Origin of the sequence: Actinomadura darangshiensis, from assembly GCF_004349235.1 — a bacterium.
Taxonomy (GTDB): Bacteria; Actinomycetota; Actinomycetes; order Streptosporangiales; family Streptosporangiaceae; genus Spirillospora; species Spirillospora darangshiensis.
Genome location: NZ_SMKY01000050.1, coordinates 1 through 16383, shown reverse-complemented (window position 1 = coordinate 16383; position 16383 = coordinate 1). Strand labels below are relative to the sequence as shown.

The window sequence follows — 16383 nt, the reverse complement described above, 5'->3', positions numbered from 1 at the left end:
AGTGCGCTTTCCTCCGCGAACCTCCTCAGAAAGCGCTTCCAGAGAGCGCTTTCTGGAGCGTAAAAGGCCCCATCGGCACCGTCAACCCCCCGGCCGATCCGGCGGCGCCCAGCCCGATGGACCACCCAGACCTGCTGCGCCGCCGCGTCATTGACCGTGAACGGGGTCGCGGACCTCGCGTAGGCGCCGTTCGGCTTCGAGTACATCCGCGAGAGCCGAGCGCTCGGACTGATGACGACGAAGGAGTCCGGCACTGAACCGCGTCCACGCGGCCTCCTGCTCGTCGGTCATCCGGGCCCCGTGAACTTCGGACTCGACATCTGGACGAGCGTCCAGGAATCTCGCGAACAGCGAACCCATCTCCTGGCTGTGCCGCCGGTTGAGGGCGATGCGCCGCGGGTCCATCATCCTCCTCCGTACGGAACCACGTACCGCGAGCCCGTGCTCCAGGTGGTCCGACGTCCGGCTGTCCCCAGAGGCTTTTGGAGGACATCTCCAGAGTAGGGTCGTATAAGCCGGGGAACTGCGATATCCAGCCCCGAGGCTGACCCGCCCCACCGGCATCTCCCCCCGAGAGGGGACATCTTGTCGGTCTTTAATGAACCTCATCGTTCCGGCGCCACCGCCGCGCAACCGAACCCCGAGCCCCGCCTGACCCTCGGCGTCCTGGCGCATACGGCCAAGGAGAACGAGCAGCGGCAGCCGATACATCCGCTGCACCTCCAGCGGATCGCCCCTGGCCTGCGGTCGCGCATCTACCTCGAACAGGGCTACGGCGAACGCTTCGGCATCCCGGACGAGGAACTCGCCCCCCAGGTCGCCGGGCTGCTCCCCCGCGACCGGCTCATCGCCCGCTGCGATGTCGTCCTGCTGCTCAAGCCGCAGCCCCACGACCTCAAGGAGCTGCACCCCGGCCAGATCCTGTGGGGCTGGCCCCACTGCGTCCAGGACCGGGAACTCACCCAGGCCGCCATCGACGGGCGGCTCACACTGATCGCGTTCGAGGCGATGAACCACTGGGCTGCGGACGGCGGGTTCAACCTGCACGTCTTCCACAAGAACAACGAGCTCGCCGGCTACTGCTCCGTCCTGCACGCGCTCGCCCTCACCGGATCCACCGGCGCCTACGGGCGGCGGCGCAGCGCCGCCGTCATCAGCTTCGGGGCCACCGCACGCGGAGCGGTCACCGCCCTCAACGCCCATGGGATCCACGACGTCCACGTCCTGACCCACCGGGGCGTCAGCGCCGTTGGCTCGCCCATCCACTCGGCACAGATCGTCCACTTCGAACGTGACCCCGGGGCCCCCGCTCAGACCCGCGTCCTCACCGATGACGGCCCGATCACGACGGCCGCCTTCCTCGCCCGGCACGACATCGTCGTCAACTGCGTCCTGCAGGACACCGCCGCACCGCTGATGTTCGCCACGAACGACGACCTGCGGCGCTTCTCCCCCGGCACCCTCATCGTCGACGTCTCATGCGACGCTGGAATGGGCTTCGAATGGGCGCGTCCGACCACGTTCACCCACCCCATGTTCACCGTCGGCCACAACATCCACCACTACGGTGTCGACCACAGCCCCTCCTACCTGTGGGACTCCGCGACCTGGGAGATCGGCCAAGCCCTGATACCGCACCTGTCGACGGTCCTCACGGGCCCCGCCGCCTGGGACACCGACAACACGGTCCGGCGGGCCGTCGAGATCCGCGACGGCGTCGTCCAGAACCCCGCCGTCCTGTCGTTCCAGCACCGCTCCCCCGAGCATCCGCACACGACGACGGCCGTCCCCCGCGATCTGCGGTGACCAGCGCCCGGCTGCGCCGTCCGACCTGGACGCTATGGTGCGTCTTCATGAGCACACTCCATGCCGGCACTGCTGAGAAGGCCCAGGCGTGAGCCGCTACCGGGGACCCGCCACCCTGATCAGCAGCGGCGGAGCCGAAGCCGAGGTCTACGTCGATCTGCGCGCCAAGCAGCGGGAGTGGTCCGGGACCGTGACCGTCGGCGACTTCGATGCCGACGGCCCCCACGACCGGACGCTGCGACTTCCGGACGGGCGCGAGGCGCAGGTCACGCTCGGTGATTCGGCGGTCTGGTCCGACGTCATCACGCTGGTCGGAAGCGGTCCACCGCCCTTCGCCTGAGCAGACCCCCGGCCTCTCGCCAGAGAAATTAGAACACGTTCTTGTCATTGGGGGCGGCGGCGAGCAAGCTACGTCGCATGGACCTGGACGCCCTGGAAGAGATCCGTCAGGCCAAGTACCGCTACCTGCGCTGCCTGGACCTGAAGGACTGGGACGAGTTCGCCGACACCCTCACCGAGGACGCCGTGGGCGCCTACGGGACCCGTGCGGTCGGCGAGCCACTGCGCCTGGACGGCCGTGATGCCATCGTCGACTACATGCGCACCAACCTCGGGCCCGAGATCATCACCGTGCATTTCGCGGGCCAGCCCGAGATCCGAGTCGACGGCGACGAGGCCGAGGGCATCTGGTGCCTGGAGGACACCGTCATCGCCAAGGAGTTCCGGGTGATGATCCGTGGATCGGCCTTCTACGAGGAGGCGTACCGGCGCTGTACGGACGGCAAGTGGCGAATCAGCAGCATCGGCTACGAAAGGACCTACGAGTACTCGGTGTCGCTCGATGACGTGCCCAGCTTCAGGCTGATGGCAGACCGCTGGGCCCCGGCAACCTGACCTGCGGCACCGGGCGACCAAACAGACATGGATGTCTGCCAGTTGTCCGGATCCCCTTCTTCCGGAGGGTCGGCACCGATAGATTTCGATCATGGGCTGGGACGGTGACGGGGTACTGGCGGGCCGGTACCGGAATCTCGGCCTGATCGGCCAGGGCGGCATGGGCGCGGTGTGGCGGGCCCATGACATCGACCTCGACCGCGAGGTCGCCGTCAAGGAGCTCCGGGTGCCCGCACAGGTCGCCGACCAGGAGCGGCGCGTCTGGTACGCCCGGATGGAACGCGAAGCCCGCGCGGCCGCCCGCCTGCGGCACACCGGCATCGTCACCATCTACGACCGGGTGATGGGCGACGACGGCCGTCCCTGGATCGTCATGGAGCTGGTCCGCGGCCGTTCCCTCGACCAGCTGCTGGCCGAGCGGAAGACGCTTCCCCCGAGCCAGGTCGCCGCGATCGGGCTCGCGATGCTGGACGCCCTGTCGGCCGCCCACGCGCAGGGCATCGTCCACCGCGACGTCAAGCCCGCGAACGTGCTCCTCGAAGGCGACCGGGTCCTGCTCACCGACTTCGGCATCGCCGCACTGGAGGGCGACGTCACCATCACCCGTTCGGGCATGGTGCTGGGCACGCCCGCCTACATGTCGCCCGAACAGGTGGAGGGCAAGTCCGTCACCCCGGCTTCGGACCTGTGGTCACTGGCCGCCAGCCTGTACGCGGCGGTCGAGGGCCGCCGCCCGTTCGACGGGCCCAGCCATGGAGCCGTCTTCGTCGCGATCGCCACCCGGCGGCCGCCCGCGCCCCGGTGCGGCGGCCCGCTGGCGGAGGCCCTGAACGGCCTGCTGCGCAAGGACCCGGACGAGCGGCTCTCCCCCGCCCAGGTCCGCGACCTGCTCAACGCCGTCCTGCATCCCACCGCCGAGACCGCGGCCGATGTCGGGCCGCCCGTCCCCCACCGGCCGCCCCGCACCGCGCTCCTTCATCCGCCCACCAGCGACATCCCGCTCCGGCGCCACCGAACGGCCCTGGTCAGGGCCGCCCTCCTGTGGGCCGCGCTCGCCGTCGTCGCCTTTCTGGCCGGGCCGTGGAAGGACACCAAGACGACACCTCCCATCGAGCTGCTCTCGGAAGAATCGATCATTCTGCTGCTGCCCGCGGTCGTGGCGTTCATCGTCATGTGCGGGCTGTGGTTCCTGCCGCACAGGCCGGCGCTCGTCCTCATCCTCGTGTTCGCGATCCTCGGCGGCCTCCACTTGGAAACCCTCAGCGTGTACGCGCACCACCGGTCCGGCGGCATCCCGGTCATCGAGCCCAACGTCGGATTCGAGATCTCCTGGGTGCTGGGCGCGCTCGCGTTGATGTTCGCTTTCACCGCGGCGAACCCGTCGCTCGCCGGCCGGGTGGCGGTCCCGTCCGCCCGCCATGCCCTGCTCGCCATGGCCGTCCTCGTCGAAGGCCTGGTGGCCCTGGTCTGGGTCGTGCCCGTCTACGAGCTGGCAGGGTCGGGCCTGGACCTGGACTCGGACCACAACGGCCCCCTCATCGCCCCGCTCATGCTCCTGGGCCTGATCTGGCTCGGCACCCAGGCGTTCATCTGGTCGAGCAGGCTCAGAGCCGAGTTCTCCCGCCGCTGAGCGAACGGTCACGGGCGCCGGCGGCCCGCACATCGTGTGCGTGCGGGCCGCCTTCGTCAGTCGCTCTCAGGCCTCACCCTCGGGTGGCGATGAAGGCGTCGCCATGGCCATTGGCATCGTTGGGGACGAGGTCGGACGCTTACCGAAGGCGAGAATGCCGCGGAGTTTCCCTGGGGCAGGCGGACCATGCCACCCTCCAGCAGCGTGGACATGCGCCGGAAGAGCTCCTTCTCCGCCGAGATGACCGCCCCCTTGTAAGCGATGGCCGCCAGAGGCCGACGTGCTGAGACCGTAGGATTCCCCTGCGCGCATTTCCCCCGCGCGGAGGGCGTTGCCCAGCGCCGTGGCCGGCAGGACGTCACCGGGCGGCTGCGCCGTGGAAGGGCTGAGCAGCAGGCCTGGCAGGGCTGCGCCGGCGCAGAGGGGCGCCAGCAGGGCCGTAGCCGTCGCCGGGTCGCGGGAGAGGACGCGGCTCCAGTCGGCGGGGCCGGTGAAGGTGTCCGCGCGCAGCAGGGCGCCCCGTTCGGCAGCCGCCGGCCAGTGGAGGCGCGGTTGACGGTCGGGGGATTTTGGATCCAAAATTGCGGCATTCGTCAGCCCGAACTGGAGGCCGCATGCCGTTCTCGTTCCTCAGCCATCTCGAGTGCTCCCGGACGGGGGCGCGGTTCGACGCCGACGCGGTGTCGGGCACGTCGCCCGAAGGTGCGCCCCTGCTGGCACGCTACGACCTGGAGCGGGTCCGGGGCGCGGTGACGCCCGGCGACATCGCCGCGCGGCCGCCGGACCTCTGGCGGTACCACGAGGTTCTGCCCGTGCGCTCGCCGGAGCATGTGGTGACCCTCGGCGAAGGCATGACGCCGCTGCTGCCGATGCGGAACTACGGCGGGCGCGCGGGAGTGCCGCGCCTGCTGATGAAGGACGAGGGCCTGATCCCGACCGGCTCGTTCAAGGCGCGCGGCGCCGCCGTCGGCGTTTCGCGCGCCGCGGAGCTGGGCGTGCGCGGCATCGCCATGCCCACCAACGGCAACGCGGGGGCGGCCTGGGCGCTGTACGCGGCCCGCGCCGGGCTGGCCGGCCTCATCGCGATGCCCGCGGACGCGCCGCCGATCACGATGAAGGAATGCCAGGTCAGCGGCGCCGACCTGTACCGGGTGGACGGCCTGATCGGCGACGCGGGCAAGCTCGTCGCGGCCGCCGTCCCGGAGCGGAACGGCTACCAGGAGGTGTCCACCCTCAAGGAGCCCTACCGCCTTGAGGGCAAGAAGACCATGGGCTACGAGATCGCCGAGCAGCTGGGCTGGCGCGTCCCGGACGTGATCCTGTACCCGACCGGCGGCGGCGTCGGGATCATCGGGATCTACAAGGCCATCCTGGAGATGCAGGAGCTGGGCTGGCTCGGCCCGAAGCTGCCGCGGCTGGTCGCCGTGCAGGCCACGGGGTGCGCCCCGATCGTGGACGCGTTCGAGCGGGGTGCCCGCGAGAGCGTGCCGCCGGCGGACGCCCGGACGGTCGCCTTCGGCATCACGGTCCCCAAGGCGCTGGGCGACTTCCTCGTCCTGGACGCGGTCTACGCGACCGAGGGCACCGCGGTGGCGGTCACCGACGAGGAATTGCTGGACGCTCAGCGTGAGCTCGCGCGGCTGGAGGGCGCGTTCATCTGCCCCGAGGGGGCGGCCTGCTTCGCCGCGCTCGGCAAGCTGCGCGAGTCGAACTGGCTGGGCGAAGAGGACGAGGTCGTGGTGCTCAACACCGGCGCCGGGATCAAGTACCCGGAGACGGTCGACCTCGACGCGCCGCTGCTCGCCAGGACGGAGCCCATCCCGTCCGACTGAGCAAACTCTGCCGCGCACCCCTTGGCAGATCGGATTAGATCTGATCTGCTGGGCTCGGTCCAATCGAGTGGAACGGACGAGAGTGACCATGATTCAACGAAGCCTGGCGCTCGTGGCCGCCGCGCTGTGCCTGGGCGCCACCGCGTGCGGCATCCAGCCGGCGACCGCGCAGCGCGGCCCCGGCACGATCGTGATCGACACCGCCAACTACCCGTCCACCCTCGACCCGGGCAAGCAGTACGACACCGACACCTACTCGGTGTACCGCAACATCTTCGACCAGCTGCTGCGCCGCGACCCGAAGACGAACAAGGTCGTCCCCTGGCTGGCCACGGACTGGAAGCAGACCGAGCCGACCACGTGGCGGTTCACCATGCGGCGCGGCGTGACGTTCAGCGACGGCAGCCCGCTGACGGCCGGGGACGCGGCGTACTCGATCAACCGCATCCTCGACAAGGACTACGGCAGCCAGCAGTACGCGAACTTCTCCGTCATCACCAAGGCCACCGCGGAGGGCGGCGACCTGGTGGTGCGCACCAAGGTCCCCTCCCCCACGCTGCTCAGCTACCTCACGACGCTGTCGGTCGTCCCCGAGGCCTATGTGCGGCGGGTCGGGGACAAGCAGTTCGCGGTCAAGCCGGTCGGCTCCGGCGCGTACACGCTGCAGGAGGCGACCTCGGGGTCGGAGGTGGTGCTGCGCGCCAACCCGCGCTGGTGGGGCCCGCGCACGCAGATCCGGACCGCCGTCTTCCGGTCCGTCCCCAACGTGGCGAGCCGGGTCGCCGACCTGCAGTCGCGCCGCGCCGACCTGGCCACCGGCCTGACCCCGGACGCGGCCGACCAGATCCGGCGCGACAAGAACCTCGCCATCCGGTCGACGCCCACCGAACGCGTCGCCTACCTCGCGTTCAACACCATCAAGGGCGGCCCGTCCAACGACCCGCGGGTGCGCCGGGCCATCAGTGAAGCGATCGACTACCGCGCGCTCATCGCTAACCTGCAGCGCGGCTACGCCAAGCCGATCAACTCGCTGGTCACCCCGCTGGCCTTCGGCTACGACACGTCCCGGCCCGGGTACCGGCACGATCCGGCGCACGCGAAGCAGCTGCTGCGCGAGGCGGACGCCGCGGGGGCGAAGCTGGTGATGGCCACCTCGCCGTCGTTCGACCCGCAGATCGTGCAGGCCATCCAGGCCGACCTGTCCGCGGTGGGCCTGCGCGTGGAGATCCGGAACAGCGACCAGGCCACCTATCTGAAGAAGGTCCAGGACCCGTCGCGGGACTGGGGCTCCATCCGGTTCGGCAGATGGTCGTGCTCGTGCCTGGACGCCGACGGCGTCCTGTATCCGCTGTTCCACACCGGCGAGATCTGGAGCTCCTACAGCAGCCGCGACTTCGACCGGATCGTCCAGCAGGGCCGGGAGACCACCGACCCCGAGCGGCGCAAGGCGCTGTACCGGCAGGCGTTCGACGTGCTCGCCCGCGACCTGCCGGGCGTCGGGCTGTTCCAGACGTACGCGATCTACGGCGCGAACACGCGGCTGCGGTGGACGCCCGACGCGGTGGAGAGCCTGTTCCTCGACCAGATGAAGGTGAGCTGAGATGGCGGCCATCGCGATCAGCGCGCGGCGGCGGGTCCGCGCCCTCCCGGCCGGTCCCCGCTACCTCGCGGGCCGCCTCGGTCAGGCCGTCCTCGCGCTGTTCGGTGTGACGACGATCGTCTTCTTCGCGCTGCGCCTGTCCGGGGACCCGGCCCGGCTGCTGGTGCCGGAGGGCGCGAGCGCCGCGGACATCGAGCGCGTGCGCGAGCAGCTGGGCCTCACCGATCCGCTGTGGCGGCAGTACCTGTCGTTCCTCGGCGGCGCGGTGCACGGCGATCTCGGCTTCTCCTACGTGCAGAACCGGCCCGCGACCGAGCTCATCGCCGAACGGCTGCCCTACACCGCGAACCTCGCCGTCGCGGCGCTGCTCCTGTCGATCGTCTTCGGGGTGACGGTCGGCGTGGTCACCGCGCTGAAACGCGGTCGCTGGCAGGAGCGGGCGCTGATGCCGGTCGTCCTGGTCGGGCAGGCGATGCCGGCGTTCTGGACGGGCCTGCTGCTGATCCTGGTGTTCTCGGTGGGCCTGCGCTGGCTGCCGTCCACCGGCTACGACGGGCCGCTGTCGCTGCTGCTGCCGAGCGTCACGCTCGCCTCCCTGTCGGCCGCGGCGATCGCCCGGGTGACCAGGGGGTCGGTCCTGGAGCAGCTGTCGCGGGACTACGTGCGGACGGCCCGGGCGAAGGGCGCGGGTACCGGCCGGATCGTGCTGCGCCACCTGGCGCGCAACAGCGCGATCCCCGTCCTGACCGTGGCCGGCCTGGAGCTGGCGAACCTGCTCGGCGGCGCGGTGGTCACCGAGGTGATCTTCGCCTGGCCGGGGCTCGGCCAGCTGACCATCCAGTCGGTGTCCGCGCGCGACTTCCCCGTCGTGCAGGCGATCGTGGTGTTCGCGTCCGCCGTCTATATCGGGATCAACCTGCTGACCGATCTGCTCTACGGCGTGATCGACCGGCGCGTGACGGTCGGAGGTGCGGCGTGAACCGGCGAACGATGCTCATCCCGCTGGCGGTGCTGGTGATGTACGTGGTCGCGGCGGTCTTCGCGCCGCTGCTGGCACCGGACGACCCGAACGCGGTCACGCTGGCGCGGCGGCTGCTGCCACCGGGCGGCGGCCATCTGCTCGGCACCGACGCGCTGGGCCGCGACGTGCTCTCCCGCGTCATCTTCGGCACCCGGATCTCGCTGCTCGTCGCCGCGGGCGCGGTGCTGACCGGCGGCGTCTTCGGCGTCGCGGTCGGCGTCATCGCGGGCTGGCGCGGCGGCCGGATCGGCGCGGTCATCATGCGGCTGGTCGACGTCGTGCTGTCGGTCCCGTTCTTCCTGCTGGCGATCCTCGTCGTGGCGGTCCTCGGGCCGAGCCTGCTGAACGTGGTGGTCTGCCTCGCGCTGGTGCGCTGGCCGCGCTACGCGCGGGTCGCGCACTCCGCGACGCTGCAGGCGCGCGGCAGGGGGTTCGTCACGGCCGCCACCGCGACCGGCGCGCCCGCGTGGTGGATCGTGCTGCGGCACGTCCTGCCGGAGGTGCTGCCGGTGGCGATCGTGGTCGGCACGCTGGAACTCGGGCTGATGGTCATCTACGAGGCGTCGCTGTCGTTCCTCGGGCTGGGCGTGCAGCCGCCGACCGCGTCGTGGGGCTCGATCCTGTCGGACGGGCAGCAGTACATCGCCTCGGCGTGGTGGCTGGCGGCCTTCCCCGGCATCGCACTGTTCGTCCTGGTCCTCGCGGCGAACCTGCTCGGCGACGCCGCGCGCGACCGGCTGGACCCGGCAAAACGCACCGAGATACCGAAAGCCCGCCGCGGAACGCGGCGGCAGGCACGGAGGCAACCGGCATGATTCCGGACTATCGCGGCGAGTTCGCCGGCAAGCGGGTGGTGATCACCGGGGCGGCGGGCGTCATCGGCACCTGGACCGCGGAGGCGTTCGCCGCCGAGGGCGCCGACCTGCTGCTGACCGACGGCCGGCCGGGCGCCGTGGCCGAGCTGGCGGGACGGCTGGACGCGCACGCCGTCCCCGCCGACCTGTCCACCGGGGACGGCGTGACGGCCCTGACCGAGGCGATCGACGCCCGCTGGCCCACCGCCGACATCCTGGTCAACAACGCGGGCATCTATCCGCGCACCCCGCTGCCCGAGACGGAGCGGGCCGAGGTGGAGCGGCTGTTCGACGTCAACGTCATCGCGCCGTACCAGCTCGCCCGGCACGTGATCGGCACGATGACCGCGGCCGGGGCGGCCGGGAGCGTCGTGAACCTCTCCTCGGGCGCGGCGAAGCGTCCCACCCGCACCGGCGGCGTGTACTCGGCGACCAAGGCGGCGCTGGAGATGCTGACCCGCTGGCTCGCGCTGGAGAGCGGCGAGGCGGGCATCCGGGTCAACGCCGTCGGCCCCGGGTTCGCGCCGGGCAGCGAGGTCAGCGCCCTGCCCGCGGAGCATGTCGCGAAGATGACCGCCGCGATCCCGCTGCACCGCACCTCGGGCCCGGGGGACGCGCCGTCGGCGATCCTCTGGCTGTGTTCGAGCGCGGCGTCGTTCGTCACCGGCACGACCCTGGACGTGGACGGCGGCCGGACGGCGGGCGACTTCACCCCGGCGAAAGGCACGCCATGAGCTACCCCTGGCCCGCGGGCGCACGCGCGGCCGTGTGCTTCACCATCGACTTCGACGGTGAGTCGCCGCACCTGTGGCGCACCAGGAACCAGCCGGGCGAGGCCGTGGGCGAGCTGGAGCAGCGCCGGTACGGTCCGCGGCGCGGCCTGGCGAACCTGCTGTCCATGATGGACAACCTGGACCTGCGGGCGACGGTGTTCGTGCCCGGCTGGATCGCCGACCGCTATCCCTGGCAGGTCCGCGAGATCGCCGAGCGCGGCCACGAACTCGCCCTGCACGGCTGGTGCCACGAGCCGCCGACCACGCTCGACCGGTCCGATCTCGCGCGGACCCTCGGCAGGGCGGCCGACACGCTCGCCGGCATCTCCGGCGTCCGTCCGGCCGGGTACCGGTCGCCGAGCTGGGACATGAACCAGACGATCTTCGGCGTGCTGCACGAGCTGGGCATCGGCTACGACAGCTCGCTGATGGGCGACGACCGTCCCTACCTCGTGGACGGCCTGGTCGAGGTGCCGGTGGACTGGGCGACCGACGACGCGCCCTACTACCGCTACGTCGGCGGCGACCCGCGCCCGCCCGCGACGGCGCCCGCGCTGCGGGGCGGCTGGGCCGCCGAGATCGAGGCCGCCGGGCGGCACGGCAGCCTGTGCATGATCACCGTGCATCCGTGGCTGTCCGGGCGGCCGGCGCGGGTGGACGCGCTGGAATCCCTGCTCGCCCCCGTCGTCGCGGATCCCGCGCTGTGCACGGCCACCGCCGGCGCGCTCGCCGAGCACCACCGCGAGCGGGCCGGCGGCTCCGGCATCTCCCTCGACGGCTTCGACATCTCCCTCGACGACCTGGGCAGGCCGGACCATGACTGAACTGCTGGACATCGAGGACCTGCGCGTCGACTTCGGGACCGGCCGGGAGGCCGTGCGCGGGGTCGACCTGCGCGTCGGGCGCGGCGAGACGGTCGCCGTGGTCGGCGAATCCGGCTGCGGCAAGAGCCTGACCGCGCTCGCCCTGCTGGGGCTCGCGCCGGACGGGGCGCGGGTGTCCGGCTCCGCCCGCCTGGACGGCGCCGAGCTGGTCGGCCTCGGCGAGCGGGAGCTGCGCGGCATCCGCGGCGACCGCGTGTCGATCATCTTCCAGGACCCGATGAGCTCGCTGAACCCGACCACCCGGGTGGGCACGCAGATCGCCGAGATGCTGGCGATCCACACGCCGATGCGCCGCTCCGCCAGGTTCCGCGCGGCGGTCGAGCTGATGGAGTCGGTGGGCATCACCGACGCGCCGGAGCGGGCGCGGCAGATGCCGCACGAGCTGTCGGGCGGCATGCGGCAGCGCGTGATGATCTCGATGGCGCTGGCCGCGCGGCCGGACCTGCTCATCGCGGACGAGCCGACGACCGCGCTCGACGTCACCGTCCAGGCGCAGGTGCTCGCGCTGCTGCGGGAGCGCACCCGCGACACCGCCGTGCTGTTCATCACCCACGACATGGGCGTGGTCGCGGAGATCGCCGACCGGGTCGCCGTCATGTACGCGGGACGGGTGGTCGAGACCGGGACCGTCCGGGAGGTGCTGGAAAAGCCGCAGCACCCCTACACCGCGGCGCTGCTGCGCTCGGTTCCCGACCCGGACCGGCCGGTCTCCGGCGAGCTGCCGTCGATCCCCGGCCAGGTCCCCGCCGTCGGAGAGGTGGTCGAGGGCTGCCCGTTCTCGCCGCGCTGCCCGCGCGCCGACGACGCGTGCACCACCGCGCCCGTCTTGGAGGCAGGGGTGGCGTGCTGGCATCCGCACACCGACGCACAAACCGAAGCAGGGGCGGAGGACGCGCGATGAGTGAACTGGTGGTCGCCGAAGGACTGGTCAAGCGGTACGCGGTACGGGGCGGCACGGTCGCGGCCGTGGACGGCGCCGGGCTCCGCATCGAGCAGGGCACCGCGCTGGCGCTGGTGGGCGAGTCCGGCTGCGGCAAGTCGACGACGGGGCGGCTGCTGCTGGGGCTGGAGCGTCCCGACGAGGGCACGGTCGAGGTCGGCGGGGAGTCCGTGCACGCGCTGGGCAAGCGCGGGCTGCGGGCGCTGCGGCGCCGGATGCAGCCGGTGTTCCAGGACCCGTACGACTCCCTCAACGGGCGGATGACCGTCGGGCAGATCATCGCGGAGCCGCTGCGCGTCCACCGGGTCGAGGGCGACGCCAAGGCGAAGGTGCGGGAGCTGCTGAAGACGGTCACGCTCTCCCCCGACCTCGCCGGCCGCTACCCGCACGAGCTGTCCGGCGGCCAGCGCCAGCGCGTCGCGATCGCGCGGGCCATCGCGCTGGAGCCGGAGTTCCTGGTGTGCGACGAGCCGGTGTCCGCGCTGGACGTCTCGGTGCAGGCGCAGGTGGTGAACCTGCTGCGGCGCCTCCAGGACGAGCGCGGCCTGACGTACCTGTTCATCAGCCACGACCTCGCGCTGGTGCGGCACCTGGCGCACCGGGTCGCGGTGATGTACCTGGGCAGGATCGTCGAGGAGGGCGACACCGCGGAGCTGTTCGCGGACCCGCGGCATCCCTACACGCAGCTGCTGCTGGCCGCCGCGCCCCGTCCCCGGGTGCGGGAGAACCGAGCCCCGCTGCAGCGGCTCGGCGAGGCGGGCGGGGCGCTGGCGGAGCGCACCGGCTGCGCGTTCGCCCCGCGCTGCCCGCTGGCGACCGACCGGTGCCGGACCGAGGACCCGAAGCTGCGCCCGCTGCCCGGGGGACGGTCCGCGGCCTGCCACTACGCCGAGACGGCCGAGGCGGTCCCCGCGTGATCACCCGCGACGCGTACGGCATCCCGTCGGTGGTGGCGCCGACGGAGGACGAGGCATGGTTCGAGCTGGGCCGCGCCTGCGCCGAGGACCGCCTGATGCAGATGGAGTACGACCGGCGGCGCGCGAGCGGCCGGTGGGCGGAGGTCGTGGGACCGTCCGCGCTGCCCGCGGACCGGCTCGCCCGCCGCCTGCGGCTCACCGACGCCGCCGAGCGGGACGTCGCCGCGATGGACGACCGCACCCGGCGCACGTTCGACCGGTACGCGGCGGGCGTGAACGCCCACGTCGCCGAGCACGGCCTCCCGGACGAGTTCGAGCACGCCGGCACGTCCTGGCAGGGCTGGACGCCGGTGGACTCCGTCCTGGCGTTCAAGATCCGGCACGTGCTGATGGGCGTGTGGCAGTACAAGATCGCCAGGGCGGTGCTGCGCGCGACCGCGGGCGCGGCGGCGGCCGCGAAGCTGGACCCCCGGCCGCTGCCGGGCATGCGGGTCACGGTGCCGCCGCTGGACCGGATCCCGGACGGCGACCCGCGCGCCCGGCTGCTCGAAGCGGCCCGCGCCGACGTGGAGGCGGCGGCCGAGCACCTCGGGTTCCTCGCCGAGGCCGAGGGCGGCTCGAACGCCTGGGTGCTCGGCCCGGACCGCACCGCCACCGGGAAGCCGCTGCTGGTCAACGACTCGCACCGCGCATTGGACGCGCCGAACGCCTACTGGCAGGCGCGGCTGCGCTGCCCCGAGTTCACGGTCGCCGGGGGCACCTTCCCGGGGCTCCCCGGCTTCCCGCACTTCGGCCACAACGGGCAGGTGGGCTGGGCGATCACGAACGCGGCGGGCGACGCCCAGGACCTGTTCGTCGAGCGGTTCCGCGGTGGCAGCGGTGGTGGCGAGGTGCGCACCCCGGACGGCTGGGCCCCCGTGGACGTACGCGAGGAGCGCATCGTCGTCCGCGGTGCCGAAGACCACCTCGAACCCTGCCACCTGACCCCGAACGGCCCGGTCGTGCACGGCGATCCCGCCACCGGCATGGCCCTGTCCCTGCGCTGGACGGCCACCGACCGGCCGTGCGAGCAGTTCGGCGTCCTGCGCCGGATGCTGCTCGCGAGCAGTGTGGGCGACCTGCTCGACGCGCAGGACGGCTGGATCGACCCGCTCAACAACATCGTCGCCGCCGACACGTCCGGGCACATCGGCTACCTGCTGCGCGGGACGCTGCCCGAGCGCGCGAGCCTCGCCGCGACCCAGGTGCCGGTGCCCGGATGGCGGCGCGAGCACCAGTGGACGGGCCTGGTGCCCTTCTCCGCGATGCCGCGCGGCGAGGACCCGCCCGAAGGGCTGTTCGTCACGGCCAACAACACCGTGACCGCCGCCGACCGGCCGTTCGTCTCGCACGCGCTCAACGACTGCTACCGGGTGGAGCGCATCCACGAGCTGGCGGCGGAGGCGGGCCCGGCCACGGCCGCCGACATGCGCGCCTGGCAGGGCGACACCGTGTCGGTCGCGGCCAGGCGGTGGGGGCGGCTGCTGGACGAACGAGGACCGTTCGAAGGGGACGCCGAGGAGGCACGCCTCCTGCTCGCCACGGGCAAGGGAGACCTCGGACCCGGCGGCACCGTCGGCCTGGTGCACGCGGGCTTCCGGCGGGAGGTGGCGCGCCGGCTGCTCGACCGCGAGTTCGGCTCCGGCACCCGGGCGTGGCTGATGGCGTCCGGCCTGCCCGGAACGCCGGTCGTGCTGCGCCGCTGGTTCGCGTCCCTGACCTGGCCGCGCGACGGCGAGTGGCCCGCCCGGCGGTTGCCGGACGAGCTGCTCGCGGAGGCGCTCGCCGCCGCCTGGCGGCAGGCCGGGGAGGCCGGGTGGAAGCCGTGGGGCGAGGTGCACCGTACTGCCGCCCGGCATCCCCTGCACCCCGTGGCCGGCACCGAGCTCGACCCGCCCTCGGCCGGGATCGGCGGCGACAACGAGACGATCCAGAACGGCGCCTACGGCTGGACGCCGGGCACGCCGTTCGGCATCACCAACCTGTCGGTGTACCGGCAGGTGCTCGACTTCGCGGACCTGGCCGGATCCGGTTGGGTCGTTCCCGGCGGAGCGTCCGGCCGGCCCGCCTCGGCCCATTACGCTGACCAGCTGAGCGCCTGGCAGCGGCACGCGCTCGTCCCGATGCATCCGGAGGGCGACCCGTGCAGGTGAGCGAGCAGACCGGCGACAATCTCGTCCGCTCCGCCTACGACGCCGTCCGCGAGTCCGTGCTGACCCGGCGGCTGCGCCCGGGGCAGCGGGTCACCGTGCGCCCCTTCGCCGAGAAGCTCGGCATCTCGCCGACCCCGATCAAGATCGCGCTGGCGATCCTGGAGCACGAGGGCTTCCTGGTGGGGCGCCAGCACGCCGGGTACTTCGTGGCGGAGCTGACGGCCGCCGACATGCGCGACATCTACGAGCTGCGCTCGGCGATGGACGCGCTCGCCGCCCGCGACGTGGCCCGGACCCGGCCGGCCGGGCTCCTGGACCGGCTCGGCGCGTCGCTGGCCGGGCAGCGGGCGGCCCTGGCGGCCGGCGATGTCACGCGGTACGCCGACCTGGACCGGGCGTTCCACACGGCGATCTGGCAGGGCTCGGCGAACCGCAGGCTCCTCGGGATCGCGGACCTGCTCGGCGCCCAGCTGCAACTGGGCCAGAACGTGACCATAACGGTGCCGGGCAGGCCGGAGGCGAGCCTCGACGAGCACGCGGAGATCCTGGACGCGCTGGCGGCCGGCGACACGGCCGCCGCCGAGCAGGCGACCCGCCGCCACGTCGCCCAGGTGATCCGCGCCTTGGAGTCGGCACTCCCCGCCTGACACCCGGGCCGGGGTCAGAAATCGGGGAAAAGTAGCGGAATGTCACTCGTCCGCCACGATGGAGCACCTACGCTCGTGTGCTTTTCCCCCGGACCGTGCGTGAAGGAGTCTCAGTCCTTCAGGCTGGAAGGAATCGCTTCTCCGATTACGCGGCGCGTCAGTGCCGCCGGGCCGGGTTCCGGACCCGCTTTGAAGTGTAATGATATGGTCACGTACTGTGAAGCTGGTGGTGCAGGTGAAGCTGCTGCCGACGCCCGACCAGGCGACGGCGCTGACCGACACCCTGCACCGAGTCAACACCGCCGCTAACCAGGTCTCGGCCGTGGCCTTCCGGCAGTTCGGGCTCCGCGGCCGCGAAACGCCCCTGCGGACGCTGTGCTACGGCGATCTCAA

The 16383-nt window shown here is 72.2% G+C and carries 14 protein-coding genes; all 14 read left to right on the top strand.

The window, feature by feature from the left end; all coding sequences use genetic code 11:
* Nucleotides 1-585 precede the first annotated feature (585 nt).
* The 14 genes from E1293_RS13995 to E1293_RS13930 all read left to right on the top strand — a co-directional run bounded on the left by E1293_RS13995 (nt 586) and on the right by E1293_RS13930 (nt 15990).
* Nucleotides 586-1806 (top strand): N(5)-(carboxyethyl)ornithine synthase, encoded by a 1221-nt coding sequence (locus E1293_RS13995; RefSeq protein ID WP_132197753.1) that lies wholly within the window; start codon nt 586-588, stop codon nt 1804-1806.
* A gap of 88 nt (nt 1807-1894) precedes the next feature.
* A complete protein-coding gene (locus E1293_RS13990) occupies nt 1895-2146 on the top strand; it encodes a DUF4873 domain-containing protein (RefSeq protein ID WP_132197751.1) in 252 nt (83 codons plus the stop codon).
* A 77-nt stretch (nt 2147-2223) separates the two neighbouring features.
* Nucleotides 2224-2700: a nuclear transport factor 2 family protein gene (locus E1293_RS13985; protein WP_132197749.1), complete on the top strand. Its 477-nt coding sequence runs from the start codon at nt 2224-2226 to the stop codon at nt 2698-2700.
* A gap of 91 nt (nt 2701-2791) precedes the next feature.
* A complete protein-coding gene (locus E1293_RS13980) occupies nt 2792-4330 on the top strand; it encodes a serine/threonine-protein kinase (protein WP_132197747.1) in 1539 nt (512 codons plus the stop codon).
* A 614-nt stretch (nt 4331-4944) separates the two neighbouring features.
* Nucleotides 4945-6162 carry a threonine synthase gene (locus E1293_RS13975; protein WP_132197745.1) on the top strand — a complete coding sequence of 406 codons (1218 nt, stop codon included), beginning with the start codon at nt 4945-4947 and terminating at the stop codon, nt 6160-6162.
* 88 nt (nt 6163-6250) lie between these two features.
* Complete coding sequence (locus tag E1293_RS13970) at nt 6251-7762, top strand: ABC transporter substrate-binding protein (RefSeq protein WP_132197743.1); 1512 nt, start codon at nt 6251-6253, stop codon at nt 7760-7762.
* Nucleotide 7763: 1 nt separating this feature from the next.
* Nucleotides 7764-8741, top strand: a complete 978-nt coding sequence (locus E1293_RS13965; RefSeq protein WP_132197741.1) for an ABC transporter permease — start codon at nt 7764-7766, stop codon at nt 8739-8741.
* Nucleotides 8738-9598, top strand: a complete 861-nt coding sequence (locus E1293_RS13960; RefSeq protein ID WP_207938841.1) for an ABC transporter permease — start codon at nt 8738-8740, stop codon at nt 9596-9598. The genes E1293_RS13965 and E1293_RS13960 overlap by 4 nt, the downstream gene beginning before the upstream one ends.
* Nucleotides 9595-10371 carry an SDR family NAD(P)-dependent oxidoreductase gene (locus E1293_RS13955; protein WP_132197739.1) on the top strand — a complete coding sequence of 259 codons (777 nt, stop codon included), beginning with the start codon at nt 9595-9597 and terminating at the stop codon, nt 10369-10371. The genes E1293_RS13960 and E1293_RS13955 overlap by 4 nt, the downstream gene beginning before the upstream one ends.
* Complete coding sequence (locus E1293_RS13950) at nt 10368-11234, top strand: polysaccharide deacetylase family protein (protein ID WP_132197737.1); 867 nt, start codon at nt 10368-10370, stop codon at nt 11232-11234. Before E1293_RS13955 ends, E1293_RS13950 begins: the two co-directional genes overlap by 4 nt.
* On the top strand, nt 11227-12195 hold the full coding sequence (locus tag E1293_RS13945) for an ABC transporter ATP-binding protein (protein ID WP_132197735.1): 969 nt from the start codon (nt 11227-11229) through the stop codon (nt 12193-12195). The genes E1293_RS13950 and E1293_RS13945 overlap by 8 nt, the downstream gene beginning before the upstream one ends.
* Nucleotides 12192-13151: an ABC transporter ATP-binding protein gene (locus E1293_RS13940; RefSeq protein ID WP_132197733.1), complete on the top strand. Its 960-nt coding sequence runs from the start codon at nt 12192-12194 to the stop codon at nt 13149-13151. The genes E1293_RS13945 and E1293_RS13940 overlap by 4 nt, the downstream gene beginning before the upstream one ends.
* Nucleotides 13148-15343, top strand: coding sequence for a penicillin acylase family protein (locus E1293_RS13935; protein ID WP_165978206.1), 2196 nt, complete (start codon nt 13148-13150; stop codon nt 15341-15343). The genes E1293_RS13940 and E1293_RS13935 overlap by 4 nt, the downstream gene beginning before the upstream one ends.
* A complete protein-coding gene (locus tag E1293_RS13930) occupies nt 15340-15990 on the top strand; it encodes a GntR family transcriptional regulator (protein WP_132197729.1) in 651 nt (216 codons plus the stop codon). The genes E1293_RS13935 and E1293_RS13930 overlap by 4 nt, the downstream gene beginning before the upstream one ends.
* Nucleotides 15991-16383: the final 393 nt, after the last annotated feature.